Source organism: Sinorhizobium glycinis (genome assembly GCF_001651865.1).
GTDB classification, from domain to species: domain Bacteria; phylum Pseudomonadota; class Alphaproteobacteria; order Rhizobiales; family Rhizobiaceae; genus Sinorhizobium; species Sinorhizobium glycinis.
On sequence record NZ_LPUX01000053.1, the window covers coordinates 342,958 to 357,685 of the forward strand.

At 58.7% G+C, this 14,728-nt stretch carries 14 protein-coding genes; 8 read left to right on the top strand and 6 right to left on the bottom strand.

Features of this window, described 5'->3' with window-relative positions; all coding sequences use genetic code 11:
• Positions 1 to 33 precede the first annotated feature (33 nt).
• The 3 genes from AU381_RS06560 to AU381_RS29550 all read left to right on the top strand — a co-directional run bounded on the left by AU381_RS06560 (position 34) and on the right by AU381_RS29550 (position 3,325).
• Positions 34 to 930, top strand: coding sequence for an alpha/beta fold hydrolase (locus AU381_RS06560; RefSeq protein ID WP_064240956.1), 897 nt, complete (start codon positions 34 to 36; stop codon positions 928 to 930).
• Positions 931 to 1,223: 293 nt separating this feature from the next.
• On the top strand, positions 1,224 to 2,225 hold the full coding sequence (locus AU381_RS06565) for a porin (protein WP_064240957.1): 1,002 nt from the start codon (positions 1,224 to 1,226) through the stop codon (positions 2,223 to 2,225).
• Between the two features lie 164 nt (positions 2,226 to 2,389).
• Positions 2,390 to 3,325, top strand: coding sequence for a tyrosine-type recombinase/integrase (locus AU381_RS29550; RefSeq protein WP_064240958.1), 936 nt, complete (start codon positions 2,390 to 2,392; stop codon positions 3,323 to 3,325).
• 541 nt (positions 3,326 to 3,866) lie between these two features.
• Here AU381_RS29550 and AU381_RS06575 read toward each other — a convergent pair.
• The 6 genes from AU381_RS06575 to AU381_RS29555 all read right to left on the bottom strand — a co-directional run bounded on the left by AU381_RS06575 (position 3,867) and on the right by AU381_RS29555 (position 8,543).
• Positions 3,867 to 4,907 (bottom strand): porin, encoded by a 1,041-nt coding sequence (locus tag AU381_RS06575; RefSeq protein WP_064240959.1) that lies wholly within the window; start codon positions 4,905 to 4,907, stop codon positions 3,867 to 3,869.
• A 929-nt stretch (positions 4,908 to 5,836) separates the two neighbouring features.
• Complete coding sequence (locus AU381_RS30445) at positions 5,837 to 6,583, bottom strand: hypothetical protein (protein ID WP_174552520.1); 747 nt, start codon at positions 6,581 to 6,583, stop codon at positions 5,837 to 5,839.
• On the bottom strand, positions 6,558 to 6,725 hold the full coding sequence (locus AU381_RS30080) for a hypothetical protein (protein ID WP_162273404.1): 168 nt from the start codon (positions 6,723 to 6,725) through the stop codon (positions 6,558 to 6,560). The genes AU381_RS30445 and AU381_RS30080 overlap by 26 nt, the downstream gene beginning before the upstream one ends.
• A 157-nt stretch (positions 6,726 to 6,882) precedes the next feature.
• The gene (locus AU381_RS06585; protein WP_064240961.1) at positions 6,883 to 7,536 is read right to left on the bottom strand and encodes a hypothetical protein; all 654 of its coding nucleotides are present in this window, start codon (positions 7,534 to 7,536) and stop codon (positions 6,883 to 6,885) included.
• On the bottom strand, positions 7,529 to 8,017 hold the full coding sequence (locus AU381_RS06590; protein ID WP_082909680.1) for a YdaU family protein: 489 nt from the start codon (positions 8,015 to 8,017) through the stop codon (positions 7,529 to 7,531). Before AU381_RS06590 ends, AU381_RS06585 begins: the two co-directional genes overlap by 8 nt.
• 310 nt (positions 8,018 to 8,327) lie before the next feature.
• The gene (locus AU381_RS29555; RefSeq protein WP_156528555.1) at positions 8,328 to 8,543 is read right to left on the bottom strand and encodes a hypothetical protein; all 216 of its coding nucleotides are present in this window, start codon (positions 8,541 to 8,543) and stop codon (positions 8,328 to 8,330) included.
• 824 nt (positions 8,544 to 9,367) lie between these two features.
• Between AU381_RS29555 and AU381_RS06595 the strand changes: the two genes are divergently transcribed.
• From AU381_RS06595 to AU381_RS06615, 5 genes are all read left to right on the top strand, one after another.
• Positions 9,368 to 10,429, top strand: a complete 1,062-nt coding sequence (locus AU381_RS06595; RefSeq protein WP_064241836.1) for a homoserine dehydrogenase — start codon at positions 9,368 to 9,370, stop codon at positions 10,427 to 10,429.
• Positions 10,426 to 11,841, top strand: coding sequence for an aldehyde dehydrogenase family protein (locus tag AU381_RS06600; protein WP_064240962.1), 1,416 nt, complete (start codon positions 10,426 to 10,428; stop codon positions 11,839 to 11,841). Before AU381_RS06595 ends, AU381_RS06600 begins: the two co-directional genes overlap by 4 nt.
• A gap of 116 nt (positions 11,842 to 11,957) precedes the next feature.
• Entirely contained in the window at positions 11,958 to 13,373 is a 1,416-nt protein-coding gene (locus AU381_RS06605; RefSeq protein WP_064240963.1) for an aspartate ammonia-lyase, read from the top strand.
• Between the two features lie 13 nt (positions 13,374 to 13,386).
• Positions 13,387 to 14,172, top strand: coding sequence for a homoserine kinase (locus AU381_RS06610; RefSeq protein WP_064240964.1), 786 nt, complete (start codon positions 13,387 to 13,389; stop codon positions 14,170 to 14,172).
• A gap of 18 nt (positions 14,173 to 14,190) precedes the next feature.
• The gene (locus AU381_RS06615) at positions 14,191 to 14,634 is read left to right on the top strand and encodes an Lrp/AsnC family transcriptional regulator (RefSeq protein WP_064240965.1); all 444 of its coding nucleotides are present in this window, start codon (positions 14,191 to 14,193) and stop codon (positions 14,632 to 14,634) included.
• Positions 14,635 to 14,728 lie beyond the last annotated feature (94 nt).

Below are 14,728 nucleotides of genomic sequence, written 5' to 3' on the forward strand. Positions count from 1 at the left end.
CGAGGATAATCCGGCAATGGTGAAGGTGGAACCATGCGAGTGCATGTGGCGCGCGAGGCGCGAGTGTTCGAGGACCATTATTTCCGCGCAAGCGACGGCCTCAGGCTCTACGGCAGGCGCTACGGCAGCGAAGTCCTGCGGCGCGAGAAGGCACCCATCGTCTGCTTGCCCGGGTTGACGCGCAACAGCCGCGATTTTCATCCGCTGGCGGCCTTCCTTGCCTCTCCGGAGGGCGGTGCCCATCCCGTCGTCACCCTGGACTATCGGGGCCGCGGGCAATCGGAGCGCGACAGCGACACGCGCCGCTACGCGATCGCCGTCGAGGCAGAGGATGTCATCGCAGCCTGCGGGCATTTCGGCATCGACAAGGCGACCTTCATCGGAACGTCGCGGGGTGGCCTCATCCTGCATCACCTTATCACCTTAGCCCCTGCCCTCATCACCCGCGTCGTGCTCAACGACATCGGTCCGGTGATCGAGCTCGAGGGGCTGCTGAGGATCAGGGACTACCTCAACGCTCCACGAGCGCCGAGCAGCTGGGCCGAGGCGCCAGGCTTCCTGCAGCGCATGCACGGAGCAGACTTCCCTCGTCTCGGCCCAGCGGACTGGCGCGAGATGGCCGAAGCGCTCTATCGCAACGAAAACGGGATTCCGGTTGCCGATTTCGATCCGGCGATCGCGGCACAACTGCAAGGCCTCACCAACGAAGCCGTGCTGCCGTCGCTGTGGCCGCAATTCGAAGCCTTTGCAGGCATCCCCACAATGGTGGTCCGCGGCGAATATTCACGATTGCTAAGCACGGTGACCGTGAAGGAAATGGCCCGGCGCCATCCCGGCCTGGTTGCTGTCACCGCGCCCGGCCAGGGCCACGCGCCGCTTTTGCATCTCGACGGGCTGAAACAGGTGATCGACGACTTCGTTCGGAAGTAGCGAAGGAGGCGCCATATGCCTCCACCCCCTCTCCAAATTGGCTGGTGACGGCGGTCAGATTTCCCCCTTCTGCCCCGCGGGGCATTTCCCGGCAAGAGCGGTCGACCCGATGCAGGGATCTGCCGTGAGCAAAGGCTCTTGCAGATTTCGGCCGCTTTGATGGGCGCACCGGGGCCTGCCAACTGCGATCTTACCCATGTGGACCTTGCCAATCACCCTCCGCAGCTGCTGACAGCTGCTGCCTTGGACAGGCAGCAGGTCACCCGATTTTCAATTCTGACTGGAGGTCAGAAATGAACATCAAGAGCCTTCTTCTCGGCTCTGCTGCCGCTCTCGCAGCAGTATCCGGCGCCCAGGCTGCCGACGCCATCGTCGCTGCCGAGCCGGAGCCCATGGAATACGTTCGCGTCTGCGACGCTTTCGGCACGGGCTACTTCTACATCCCGGGCACGGAAACCTGCCTCAAGATCGGCGGCTTCATCCGCGTTCAGGGCAACTTCGGCGAAGATCGCTCAGGTTCTTCCGACTGGGATGTCTTCTCCCGCGCTTACCTCTCGTTCGACGCCAAGAGCGACACCGAGTACGGCACGCTCACCGGCTTCTTCGCTGGTGAATTCAACGCCGACAACGACAGCGATGCTGGCGACAGCCTGATCGACGTCGACGAAGCCTACATCCAGCTCGGCGGCCTCAAGGCCGGCTTCTTCTACAGCTGGTGGGATAAGGGCCTGAACGGCGAAACCGACTCGATCGGCGAAAACACCGAGTTCAACTCGATCGCCTACCTCTATGACGGCGGCACCTTCCAGGCCGGTATTGCTGTTGACGAACTCGAAGCTGCTACCACGAAGCCGAACGGCGTCGGCATCGAAGGTATCGTTTCCGCTACGCTCGGTGGCGTAAGCGTCGACCTGCTCGGCGGCTTCGACACCGAACGGGAAGAAGGTGCGATCCGCGGCCTGCTCTCTGCAGACGTTGGTCCGGGCACCTTCCAGGCTGCCGCAATCTGGGCATCCGACCCGAACGCCTACTGGTCTGACTCCGAGTGGAGCGTTGCTGCTTCGTACCGCTTCAACGCAACCGAGAAGTTCGCAATCACCCCCGGTGTCCAGTACTGGGGTAGCCTGCAAGACTCGCTCACCAGCTTCGGTGACGACGATGCGTGGCGCGTTGGCGTCACGGCTGATTACCAGATCACCGAAGGCCTCGCTTCCCGTTTCACGATCAACTACACGGATCCGGATAACGGTGACGAAGAGGTCACCGGCTTCCTCCGCCTGCAGCGCGACTTCTAATCTGATTTAGCGTCAAGCCCGCAACTCTAAGAGTTGCGGGCTGTTGCTGTTATGCAACATATGCGTGCCGCCTAGCTCATTGAGATTGCTGAAATATAAGCGCTGGCTTGAACGCCAGCGGTTTCTTGGTCCATTCGCAGCAGAGTGGGAAGGAAACAGCAAACGTGACGTTGGACGCCGACAAATTGGTGAGCGACTTCGGGATCCCGGGCATGCGTTCGGGGTACGAGGTCAATTATTGTTTTGGCCAGCAGGGGCCGACCGGGGTCGTCAAGGAGACCTCGCTTGCCGAGTTGTTTCATCGCTATGCCGACATTCTGTGGGACGAAGGACACCACAAATATAATGTGAAGGCCTTCATCGGCGAGCTCGACGAGATTCTACTCGGTGCGCGGTTTTCCACCTTCTCGCAAGACTTGCTCGACAATCTGATCGGCGCGTTACGCAAACGTGGCAACAGCAACGCGACCATCAATCGAAAGATGGCGGCGCTGAGCAAGTTGCTTCGGAAAGCGTACAAGATGGGCGATGTCCATAGTCTGCCGGAGTTCCGGCGTCAGAAGGAGAGAGCCGGACGGCTGCGTTTCCTCGAAGCTGATGAAGAGGAAGCTTTGTTCCGAGAGATCGGGATCCGTTCCGATTACTTCTTGCAGTTCTCGATATTCCTGGTCGATTCAGGCGCCCGCCTTGGCGAGGCAATCGGCCTCAAATGGAATGACATCCATGAAGGTCGGGCAACGTTCTGGATCACGAAATCAGGACGCAGCCGCACCGTTCCCCTGACCGCGAGAGCCAAGGAGGTCCTGAATGCCCTTGCAAACAGGTCTCCGGGACCTTTTACCGCCGTTGATCCGCAAAAATACCGGGCTGCCTGGAATGCGGCCAAGCTGGATGCGGGGCTGGGAGAAGAGGAAGACATCGTTCCCCACATCCTAAGACACACCTGCGCTTCCCGGCTGGTGCGGGGCGGCATCGATCTCCGGCGGGTTCAGATGTGGCTTGGCCATCAGACGCTGACCATGACCATGCGCTATGCGCATTTGGCCACGCACGATCTGGACATGTGCGTGCCCGTGCTCGAGCGGCATCTGGCAAGTTAGACGTATCAACAGTCCGTCATCCCCGTGTTTTTCACAGGAACCCAGCGGCCAAGTCTTGGGCGCATAGGTGTGTTGTGCCGGCAGATCGGCAAAGCGAAAGCACCCCCGAGTCGTTTCGCCAACTCATCCATCCAACCGCCGCCACTAAAGCGCGTCGAATCAAATGTATTCCACAGTACACGACAATAGCGCAATTGGGCTTGGGGATGCTTTTCCGCCCTCATCCCTGTGCTTGTCACAGGGATCCAGCAGCGCCGCCTCCGCGGCGCGGAAAGGGTCTTCAGCCCAAGGACTTGGGCTGGCTGGATTCCTGTGACAAGCACAGGAATGAGGACCGAGGAGAGACCCTGCCGTACCGCAACCGACGAAGCCCAGTAGGCTGCTGCCGTGTGGTGTGAACGTATTCACGCGGCGCGCTTTAGGTCCTTGTTCTTATGCATGTCGTTACCCCAAAACCGCTGCACTTTTGGACGACATGCATTAAATGAAAAAGCCCGGCTCAAGAGCCGGGCTTCTCACTACTGACCGAGGTCAGGTCAGATTAGAAGTCACGCTGCAGGCGGAGGAAGCCGCTGACTTCCTCTTCGGCGTTGTCCGGATCCGTGTAGTTGATCGTGAAACGCGAAGCGAGGCCTTCGGTGATCTGGTAATCAGCCGTGATACCAACGCGCCACTGATCGTCACCGGAGTCGAAGCCGCCAGCGCCGTCGTTCAGGTCACCCCAGTACTGAGCGCCGGGGGTGATTGCGAACTTTTCGGTTGCGTTGAAGCGGTACGAAGCAGCAACGCTCCACTCGGAAGCAGCCCAGTAAGCGTTCGGGTCGGATGCCCAGATCGCAGCAGCCTGGAAGACGCCCGGGCCGAGGTCTGCAGAGAGCAGAGCGCGGATCGCGCCTTCTTCAACTTCCGTGTCGAAAGCGCCGAGCAGGTCGAAGCTTACGCCACCGAGCGTAGCGGAGACGATACCTTCGACGCCGACGCCGTTAGCCTTCGTGGTAGCGCCTTCGAGCTCGTCGACTGCGATACCGGCCTGGAAGGTGCCGCCATCGTAGAGGTAAGCGATCGAGTTGAATTCGGTGACGTTGCCGAGCGAGTCGGTTTCACCGTTCAGACCCTTATCCCACCAGCTGTAGAAGAAGCCGGCCTTGAGGCCGCCGAGCTGGATGTAGGCTTCGTCGACGTCGATGAAGCTATCACCAACGTCGGTGTCGTTGTCGGCGTTGAACTCAGCGGCGAAGAAGCCGGTGAGCGTGCCGAACTCGGTGTCGCTCTTGGCGTCGAACGAGATGTAAGCGCGGGAGAACATGTCCCAGTCAGACGTGGACTGACCGCCGAAATCTTCCTCGTTGTAACGGCTGTCGGCAGCGTCACGGCCGAACGAGCCCTGTACGCGGATGAAGCCGCCGATCTTGAGGCAGGTTTCCGTGCCCGGGATGTAGAAGTAGCCCGTGCCGAAAGCGTCGCAGACGCGAACGTATTCCAGGGGCTCCGGCTCGGCAGCGACGATAGCGTCGGCAGCCTGAGCGCCGGATACTGCTGCGAGAGCGGCAGCGGAGCCGAGAAGAAGGCTCTTGATGTTCATTTCTGACCTCCAGTCAAAAGTTTCAAACGGGTCTGGGTTTCTTTGCTGAAGGACAGCGTTCCCTGCCCCATCCCCAACGTTCAAGAAGTCGGACGATCAACCGCCCTTGCTTCCGGAGTTGAAAATACAAAACCGAGAGGGGCGCGCAATGTCCAACTTGTCAGATCAACTCCTTTGCGCCGCCCTTCCCTGATCCCTGTTGCTGAAACGACACAAAATCGCCCCAGACCACCCGGGGTTATTAACAAACCATTAAGAAAATCCTTTAGGCACGGGGGGTTAGCCCTGGCCCGCAGGGTAGCTTTTGTTTCAGAAAGAGGCAGAAAAGGGCCCAAAACAGGGGCAAAACCGGGCAGCGGGGTTGTGAGGCGCCGACTTTGCACAAGCCTCGGCGCGTCCGGAGGGCCGCACGGCGAAACGGAGCCGGAGCCGCTTCCGGGCGATTCCCGGAGAATCAGCATCCGGAGATTCGCGACAGTCCGGCACACATCGCGCAGAGTCCGAGGAAATCGGACAGGCGTACTTAAGCGTAAGAAAGCATCTGGCGATGCAGCCCTGGAGAGGCCTCGACCCGCGCCGACAGATGTGGCGCATGAACTCTACGGCGACACCGTCCGCAGCTTGTAAACGGCTTTGCAAGAAATGGCGGAGAAGAAGGGATTCGAATTGGTCTTGGTAAGCGATTGAAATATCATTTGGAGAAAACGAGATTTTTTGGCACATGCCCGCAAAGGTACCCGCAAAAAATCCCTAGGGATGGCTTCCGAGCGCATTCGTGAACGGCGAGACCGACGTCAGCCACGTCCGGCGCTATCCGGATCAATGGGTTGGAACGACTTGTCACCGCCTTGTAGGCGCTGTGGCTTCCGGCGTTTCGTGCCGATTTCCTTTAGGGGTGACAAAACCTCCGCACCTTGTGCCACTTTCGCTTACGCCGCCTGCAGATTCCCAGTCGGCACTTCCGGCATCACGGCATCGATGTCTGCCTGAACCCTGCGGCAATGGCCATTCGCTCGGCAGTGATGTTCGGTGGCCGGAAGCGCCGTGATCTTCTCCGACATCTCCACTTGCTTCGGAGAGGGCGGCAGAGCAGGTGTCTGCTTCTCCTTCTCCGCGATGTGCCAGCGGACGCGCGCACGGGCTTCTGGATCACGGCACGTTCCTTCGTCGCTCTCGGCGTTGCTCGCGCGAGCGGCCGCCTCGCTGAGGGTCGCCGCGGTCTCGCGTTTGCGCATCAAGTCCTCGCGTATCAGCCGCCATTCTGCCATCGCTAGCGCAGCCAGGACCGGCGGCTTAAGGATCGTCCCCAGCAGAACATCAGGGTTGCCGGCGTACTCCCCGTTGATCAGCTTCTGCCTGGCGATGGTCAGTCCGCAGTTCGGGACCCCTTGTTGCGCATGATCTTGGACGCGGTGAACTGGTCCTGCGCAATGATCGCGGCCTTCTGGTTCTCGTTGAAGAGGCACGCATCGAGGATGATGTTGGATCAGCGTCGAGAAACCGCGCTGGCGTGCCTTCGGAACGATGTTCCGGTGCCACATGCGGCGAAGAAGCTTGCGCTGTGCCTCATTCGGCTGGAAGAGGACCGTGTCGCCCTTCTTGTCGAGGATGTAATACAGGTTCTCGATGCGCCACATCGGGTCGGCGCATTTAGCCTTCAACTCCTCCGCGGTCATCCCGACCAGATGCCGGGTGCTCCTCCTTCCACCATTCCAGCGTCTCGACATCGATACCGAACGATTCGGCGATGTCCTTGTCGTTGACCTTCGACAGGAACATCAGCCGAGCGATGCTGACGAACCGCTTCTGAAACTTCACCGGCTTCGGCTCTTCCGGCTTGTCGACAGCCTTGCGACGGGGCCCGCATTTTTGCGGTTTCGCTGCGGATTTTCCTTTAGGGGTGACAAAACCTCGCCGGCGTTCGCCTTCGTCTGGCGCTTGCCGGCGGATTTGGTCGGTTCCTTCCTCGCTGCCATCAGTGCACCCCTACTTGCGCGCCCTTCACCACGCGCGTTTCAAAAAGGCGGGAAGGCTGGTCCGGCCGGGGCTTCCGGAGCGCGTCCAGCTTCTGCCGCGTATCGTCGGTGATGCCCTGATGGGGTTGCCCATTGTGAGCCTTGACCGCGCCAGCACGGACAGAGCTCACGAGGTCGGCGATGCGCTCCTTCATCTTAGGGTCTGCGCGCTCCAACTCCATCCGATTCCGCCGTGCTTCATCCTCGGCGCGCTGCAGCAGCCTCTCGGCCTCGTTCTTGAGGCTGGCACGCTCGGCTATGAACGGCCGGATGATCGAGCGGGCATGCCGGGCAAACTCGGCGCAGGTTGGCATGAACTGGCCGGTATGGTTCTCAACGCGCCCGGCGAGATAATCGTTGGCCGCCTCCGATATCGCCCACTCCGGCAGGTCCGAGCACGCGACGCGGAACTCGCTGGCTACTTCGGTAAGGGCGATATCCGGCTGCGGGCGTAGTTGGCTCCGCAGGCGCAGCACAGCGTCGCCTACTGCCGTCGGCTGGGCCCGGGCAAGAACAGCATCGATTTCCGCGACTCGAGCGGCGATTTGGCGTGCTCGGTTCCGGTATCGCTCGGGAAGCCGATTGAACACCTCTCCGGTGACTAGCTCAGACATCGCTCAAAGCCTCCAATATCTCGTCTCGTGGGGATTTTTTCTGCGCGCCAGCGCCCAAAAAGAAATCGTTAGATTTCTTATTGGTTATGGTATCTGGAGAATGCTTGAGCAAACCTGTGTCATTTTCTAAAGGCCGTTGCTTATTTTTCAACGACTTAGCCGCTGCACCCTTTGCCCCTGCGGCGGCTCTCGAATTGGATTTCCTCTCGCTTTTCTGAAGCTCTTTCGTCAGACGATTATGGGAGATTTCGTGCTCCCCAACTTCGAAGAAAGCGAGCAAATCGCCTTCGATGGCACGCCACTTTTTTAGGCTCATTCGAGTGATCAGGGCGAGCTTCGACGGGTCGCGAGGGAGCTTCCCGCCAGCGTTCCACATGGCCATGAGCAGCAGCATGTAAGCCCCAATCTGCTCGGTGCTGAGATGTAGGGTATCCCCGATGAAATCGGAGACATAAAGCTGCATGAAGGGACGTTCGCTCATGAGGTCCCTCCTGAGAGCAACGATGACGGTGAGGCGGCCGGCTTGCAAGGTGCGGCACCGACTTCGGGATACGGCGCAATCAGAATGGAGTGTTGCCGGCGCCCCGCGGGCAAAGTTCCTGCCCATACCATCACAGTATGCTTTGCGCGCAGCTGCGCATCACCCCGGCCACAGAAATTGCAGGATGCTATCGTCGGGATCGGAACATCAGGAGTGGAAGATGGGTGGCGCTTGGCACTTCCATTTCGTGCATTTCGGTCGAACATTCTATCCTCTGCAAATTGCGTCCGTGACCTTGCCGCCGTCGGCGTTAGGCATCGTGACTTCGGCGACGATTTCTTCGTCGCAGTTCAGGTGGAATAGACAGGAAGGTCGCCGCGTAATCCGCGACAGACATCGCGAGACGCATCACGGTATGGCGAAGACGGGCGTTAAACCAAGCGGGTGAGGAGATTGGAAGATCACTCAACGGTTCGCGCGGAATCGCCGACTTGACCAAAACCGCTGCATGATCGATCGCGATCATGCAGCGGGTCAGCCTGTCGTCATATTCCCTGTCCGCCGGAATAAGAACCCGAAACGAATCGAGTGGCCTCAACCGTTACAAGTCACTTAAAGCGGTAATGCCGGCTCGCAGAAAAGTCCAACACGTATGAGTTGATTTCCAGATCTGCTAACGTGAAACTTATTTTGCTGAGACTTCTCCGACGTGTATGCCGCTTGCATTCACAGTCCACAGTACACGACGGCTAGTTCTTGAGCGTCATACATTCGATCTGCATGGCAGAGCTATGCTTGGGCCATTAAGTTGACAATTCTAGACGGCACGCGCTCAACTTGAGCCCGAGTTTGCCGGTCTTGGCCGTACCGGATCCAAGCGCTGCCGAACCTTGGTTCCACCCTCCTACGACCTCTGATCAACGCCAAATGACCGCTTCGCGCCCAAGTCGGGCACTGAGCAGAGCACGGTGGCATCCCAGAAGCGGACATGCATACATGCCGCCGAGCTGCAGGTTTGCACCACTTCCAGACCTTACCCTCTGAAGCTGCGATCGACGCGTTTCGACCCGTGGCGGTCATTCGCCCGCAGAGTCCGGCAGGACAGGAATGCGTACGAAAAGGAGACACACAAGGTTCAGCAATAATCGGCCAGATCCTCATTGATCAGAGTTCTGTCTGCCCGCACGCTGCGGCGTTGGGCATGGTTTTGCCGTCGGCTCAACCCCGGGTCACCGGCCACGGCGGCGGTGGAATGAGCAAAACGCTCGGTAGATTGGTCTGTTTGTGCCGTTCCGACTGAGCGATCCGCATCTCATCATTGCGGAGAAGAACGCTTCACCGGAGGATCCAATGACACTCTACAACATTGCTCTTATCGGGTTTGGTGGCGTCAATCGCGCCTTGGCCGAACTCATTGCGACGAAGAACCCGCTCTGGGAACGAGACCTCGGCTTCCGCCTGAACATTGTTGCTGTCAGCGACCTCTATCTCGGTTCCGTTATTTCGCCGAACGGGCTCGATGCCAAAACCCTCGTTGAAGCGAACTTCGCAAAAGGCGGGTTTGGACAGCTCTCTGGCGGCAGTGCGGAAGCCGACAACGAGACAATCATCAAGACGGCGCCTGCTGACATCATCGTGGAAGCGACATTTACAAACCCGAAGGACGGCGAGCCCGCTGTTTCGCACTGCCGCTGGGCCCTGCAGTCCGGCAAGCATGTCGTCACCACGAACAAAGGGCCGGTCGCGATCGCTGCGCAGGAACTGAAGGCTCTTGCAAAGGCGAACGGCGTTCATTTCGAATATGAGGGCTCCGTCATGAGTGGCACCCCTGTCATCCGGATGGCAGAAAAGACACTTGCCGGCGCAGAGGTGAAGGGCTTCGAGGGGATCTTGAACGGTACCTCGAACTTTGTCCTCGGCCGCATGGAAGGCGGCCTTGACTTCGCCACTGCGGTCAAGGAAGCCCAGATACTCGGCTATGCGGAAGCCGATCCGACCGCCGATGTCGAAGGTTTTGACGTTCGCCTCAAGGTGGTGATCCTGGCAAACGAGCTGCTGGGGGCAAGCCTCAAGCCCGAAGAGGTCACGTGCACGGGGATCTCCAAGCTTTCTCCATCCGATATCGAAAACGCAAAAGCAGCAAATAACCGTTGGAAGTTAATCGGATCGGCGGTTCGGAATGAAGACGGGACGGTAACAGGCAGCGTTTCTCCGAAGCAACTTCCCTTCGAGCATCCACTCGCTGGTGTAAACGGCGCGACCAATGCCGTATCGCTTAACACCGAACTACTCGGCTCTGTCACCATCACCGGACCTGGCGCCGGCCGGATTGAGACCGCTTATGCGCTGCTGTCCGATATCGTCGCCATCCACAAAGCCCAGACGGCCGCCGCTACCAAGGAGGCCGCATGATGCAGAGCCTCGCCCTCAAGGAGACGTCCGTAGACCAGATCATTATCTGCAACCCCTTCGACGGCAGCTTTGTCGGAGCGGTCTCTGAGACCAGTGCCGACAGTGTAAACCTGCTGCTTGAGCGCGCCAATCGGGGTGCGCAGATCGCACGGTCCCTGCCCCGTCATAGACGCTCCGCAATTCTCGAAAAGGCGGCAGCGACCGTCGAAGCCCGCAAGGAGGAATTTGCACTCCTTATCGTGCGGGAAGCAGGGAAGACAATCACCCAAGCCCGCAAAGAGGCTACGCGGTGTGTCAATACGTTGAAGCTCTCGGCGGACGAAGCCAAGCGGAATGCTGGCGAGGTGATCCCCTTCGATTCCTATGCCGGCTCGGAATCCCGTCAAGGCTGGTACACCCGCGAGCCGCTCGGCATCATCACTGCAGTCACGCCTTACAATGACCCGCTCAATCTCGTGGCCCACAAACTCGGCCCCGCGATCGCCGGCGGCAATGCGGTACTCCTGAAGCCCTCGGAGCTTACGCCTCTGTCGGCCATCAAGCTGGTGGAAGTGCTGCTCGAAAGCGGGTTGCCGGAGGAAGTCATCACGGTAGCTGTCGGCGGGGCGGAGCTGGGCAAAGCGCTCGTTTCGGCCAAGGACGTTCGGATGATCTCCTTTACAGGCGGTTTTTCGACCGGCGAGGCCATCGCGAAGAGCGCCGGCATCAAGAAGCTAGCGATGGATCTCGGCGGAAATGCGCCGGTTATCGTCATGGAGAATAGCCATTTTGACGCGGCGGTTGAAGCGTGCGCGTCTGGAGCTTACTGGGCGGCGGGCCAGAACTGCATCGGCACGCAGCGAATTCTGGTCCAGCGACCGATCTACGAGCGGTTCAAAGCAGCGTTCGTCGCTCGGACTGCAAAGCTCAAGACCGGCAATCCGATGGAATCAGATACTGACGTAGGCCCGATGATTTCCGAAAAGGCGGTTAGCAGAGCTGCTGCCATGGTCGAGCGTGCAATCGCCGCTGGCGCAACGCTCCTTTGCGGGCACAAGCCCTCCCGCACTCTCTACCCCCCGACAGTGCTGGAGAACGCGCCGGCAACGTGCGACCTGTGGAATGAGGAGGTCTTTGCACCGATAGCCATCCTGCAGACGTTCGATGAACTGGAGGAGGCAATCCGGTTGGCAAACAGCCCGGAATACAGCCTCCACGCTGGTATCTTCACCAACGATCTGGAGGAGGCTCTCGATGCCGCCAATCAAATCGACGCCGGGGGTGTCATGATCAATGACTCGTCCGACTATCGGTTCGACGCGATGCCCTTTGGCGGCTTCAAATACGGCAGCATGGGACGTGAGGGCGTTCGGTTTGCCTATGAAGACATGACCCAGCCGAAGGTCGTCTGCATCAATCGGCTGAAGTGGTAGCAGCAACGCTTCCTCCAGCTCAGCCCATCAATGCGTCGAGCTGAGCCCACGTGCTCTAAAAGGCAATCACTGATGCAATGCACCACGCCGGAATTCTGGACTAGGAGGAGTAAAGAATGGGAACTGAACGCATAGAGACCGACTTGATCGGATCCCTTCCGATCCCGCGCGATGCTCTGTACGGCGTCCACACTCGTCGAGCCGAGCTCAACTTCAACGTTTCGGGCCTCCGGCTGAAAGACTTCCCCGAACTTGTTCAATCTATGGCTATGGTCAAGAAAGCCGCCGCGCTCGCGAATGCTGAGCTTGCCCTTCTGCCGGTGGAAAAAGCATCGGCGATCTCCGAGGCCTGTGATGATCTCATCGAGTTGAAGGGTGTCGATGAGAACTTCCCGATCGATATGATGCAGGGTGGCGCTGGCACGTCCACGAATATGAACGTTAATGAGGTGGTAACCAACCTGGCGCTCTTGAAGCTCGGGGCCAATGTGGGCGACTACGCAAAGCTGCATCCCAATGATGATGTGAACCTTTCCCAGTCGACCAACGATGTCTATCCGACCGCGCTCCGTCTGACCATTCTTCGCGCTTGTGACGGACTGATAGCATCCCAGGTCGGCTTGCGCGACGCATTCCGTGCTAAGGCGAGTGAGTATGCGACTGCCCTGAAGGTCGGCCGCACTCAGTTGCAGGATGCTGTTCCGATGACAGCAGGGCAGGAATTTGAAGCGTTTGCGGAGCTCATCGACGAAGATATCATCCAACTGCAGTCGGCGTCCGAGCTGTTGAAAGAGGTCAATCTCGGTGGATCTGCGATCGGCACCTCAATCAACGTCCCTCCCGGTTTTTCCGGCGCAGCTTGCGTGCACCTGACGCAGATTTCGCGGATCCACGTCATTCCGGCCCGAAACCTGATTGAAGCCACATCTGATGCAGGCGGGTTCGTTTCCTTCTCCAGTGTTCTGAAACGAATTGCAGTGAAGCTGACTAAGATCTGCAATGATTTGCGTCTGTTGAGCAGTGGACCTCGCGGGGGCCTGGGTGAAATCCGACTGCCGCCTGTGCAGGTGGGATCCTCAATCATGCCCGGCAAAGTCAATCCCGTCATTCCAGAAATGATGAACCAGATCGGGTTCCAGGTTATCGGAAATGATCTCACGGTAACGCTCGCGGCCAGCGCGGGGCAGTTGCAACTGAATGCAATGGAGCCAGTGATGGTTCTCAACATCCTTCAATCCATGCGGATGCTGACGCGGGGGATGGATATTTTTAAGCAGCGATGCATCGACGGAATTGAAGTCGACGTCGACCGCTGCAAGGCCCTCCTAGACCAGTCTCTCGTGCTCGCAACGCCGTTGGCAATGCTTATCGGGTATAGCACGGCAGCGTATCTTTCCAGAAAGGCGCTGGCCGAAAAGCGGGAGTTGCGGCAGGTCGTCGAGGAGGAAGGAATTTTGGCGCGTGGCCAAATTGACGAGCTCTTTGAAGACAGCGCGGAGTTCGGAAATACGTCGCTGAGTTCGTCGGCCTGATAGGGTAGGAAAAATGGCTGTTTTTACCGAGCTTTCTGATGAAGATCGCCAATCGATCACTGCAGCCTATGGGTTGAAGTCGCTTTTGTCAGTGATTGGGATCGCGGACGGCGACAGCGAGACGACCTACCTGTTTCGCGCCCAGGAAGGCGAATTCATCGTTACGCTCTTCGAGAACGGAGCCCAGCCTTCAGATCTCGAAAGAGCCTTCGAGACCATGGAGGCGCTCCATCGAAAGGGCGTCCCCTGCCCCAAACCGCTGCGCACTGTCGAAGGCCACGCCACTTGCAGGGCCGCAGGTCGATTGGTTGCCGTCGTCAGCTTCGTACCGGGCTCCTCATCCACCATTGCAGGCGCGGCAAAATGCCGAAGCCTGGGTCGTGTGATGGCTCAAATCCATACTGTCTCGGAACGGAAGGAAAAGCGCGCATCAACGGATCTTCCAGCTGGGGCTGTTCACGGCGCGTTGGTCCAAGAGAATGTCTTTTTCCTTGGAGAGGAAGTAAGCGGGGTCATTAACTTCAGGCTGCGGCACGATGATGCGCTGTTGTCGGAGGTTGCGGATGTGCTTGTCGGTTGGGCGGGGGAAACCAACGGAGAACTGAACAAAGAACGGGCGCGCGCGCTACTGCAGGGTTATGAAGAGGTTCGAAACCTGACCGCCGCGGAAAAGGAGGCATTGCCAGGTTTCATAATGGCTTCGACATCGAAGCGATTTGCGAGCCAGAAGGAAAGAGCCTTCCTACCGGAAATCGCCGTGGTAGCTTATCGATCGGTAACGCCCGACATTTTAGGTTAATCGACCGGCACTAACCCCATGAAATACCTTCTCGATCGAACTGACGAACAGATACTTGCCGAATTGAAGGCAAACGCCCGGATCTCGCACGCGGAGTTGTCGGCGAAGGTGAATCTCTCGCGTAACGCCGTGCGAGTGCGGATCGAACGACTTGAGCGCGAAGGCTTCATCAAGGGATATACGATCGTCACCGGCGAGGGAGGGAGTAGCCAACACGTCACGACCGCACTGATCTTCGTGTATCGGCACGATCGCATGAGGGGTGGCGACGTTATTCAGGCGCTGCGGAAAATCCCGGAAGTCGTGGCTTGCGACGTTATGACTGGTGACTTCGATCTCCTCGTCAGGGTCGAGTCTCCCGAGGCCGACCGCATCCGGCAAATTTGGCAGTTGATAGCCGAGATGCCCGGGGTGCGCGATACGCTGACTGCCTTTGCTCTCTCCTCGGTGATCCGAAAGTAGACGCCGCAAAGCAGATGCACATCTTGCCCCAACAGAAGACACGTTTACATCAGCTATCGTTCGACATCGAGCGCGTAGATGCGTTTGTTAACGC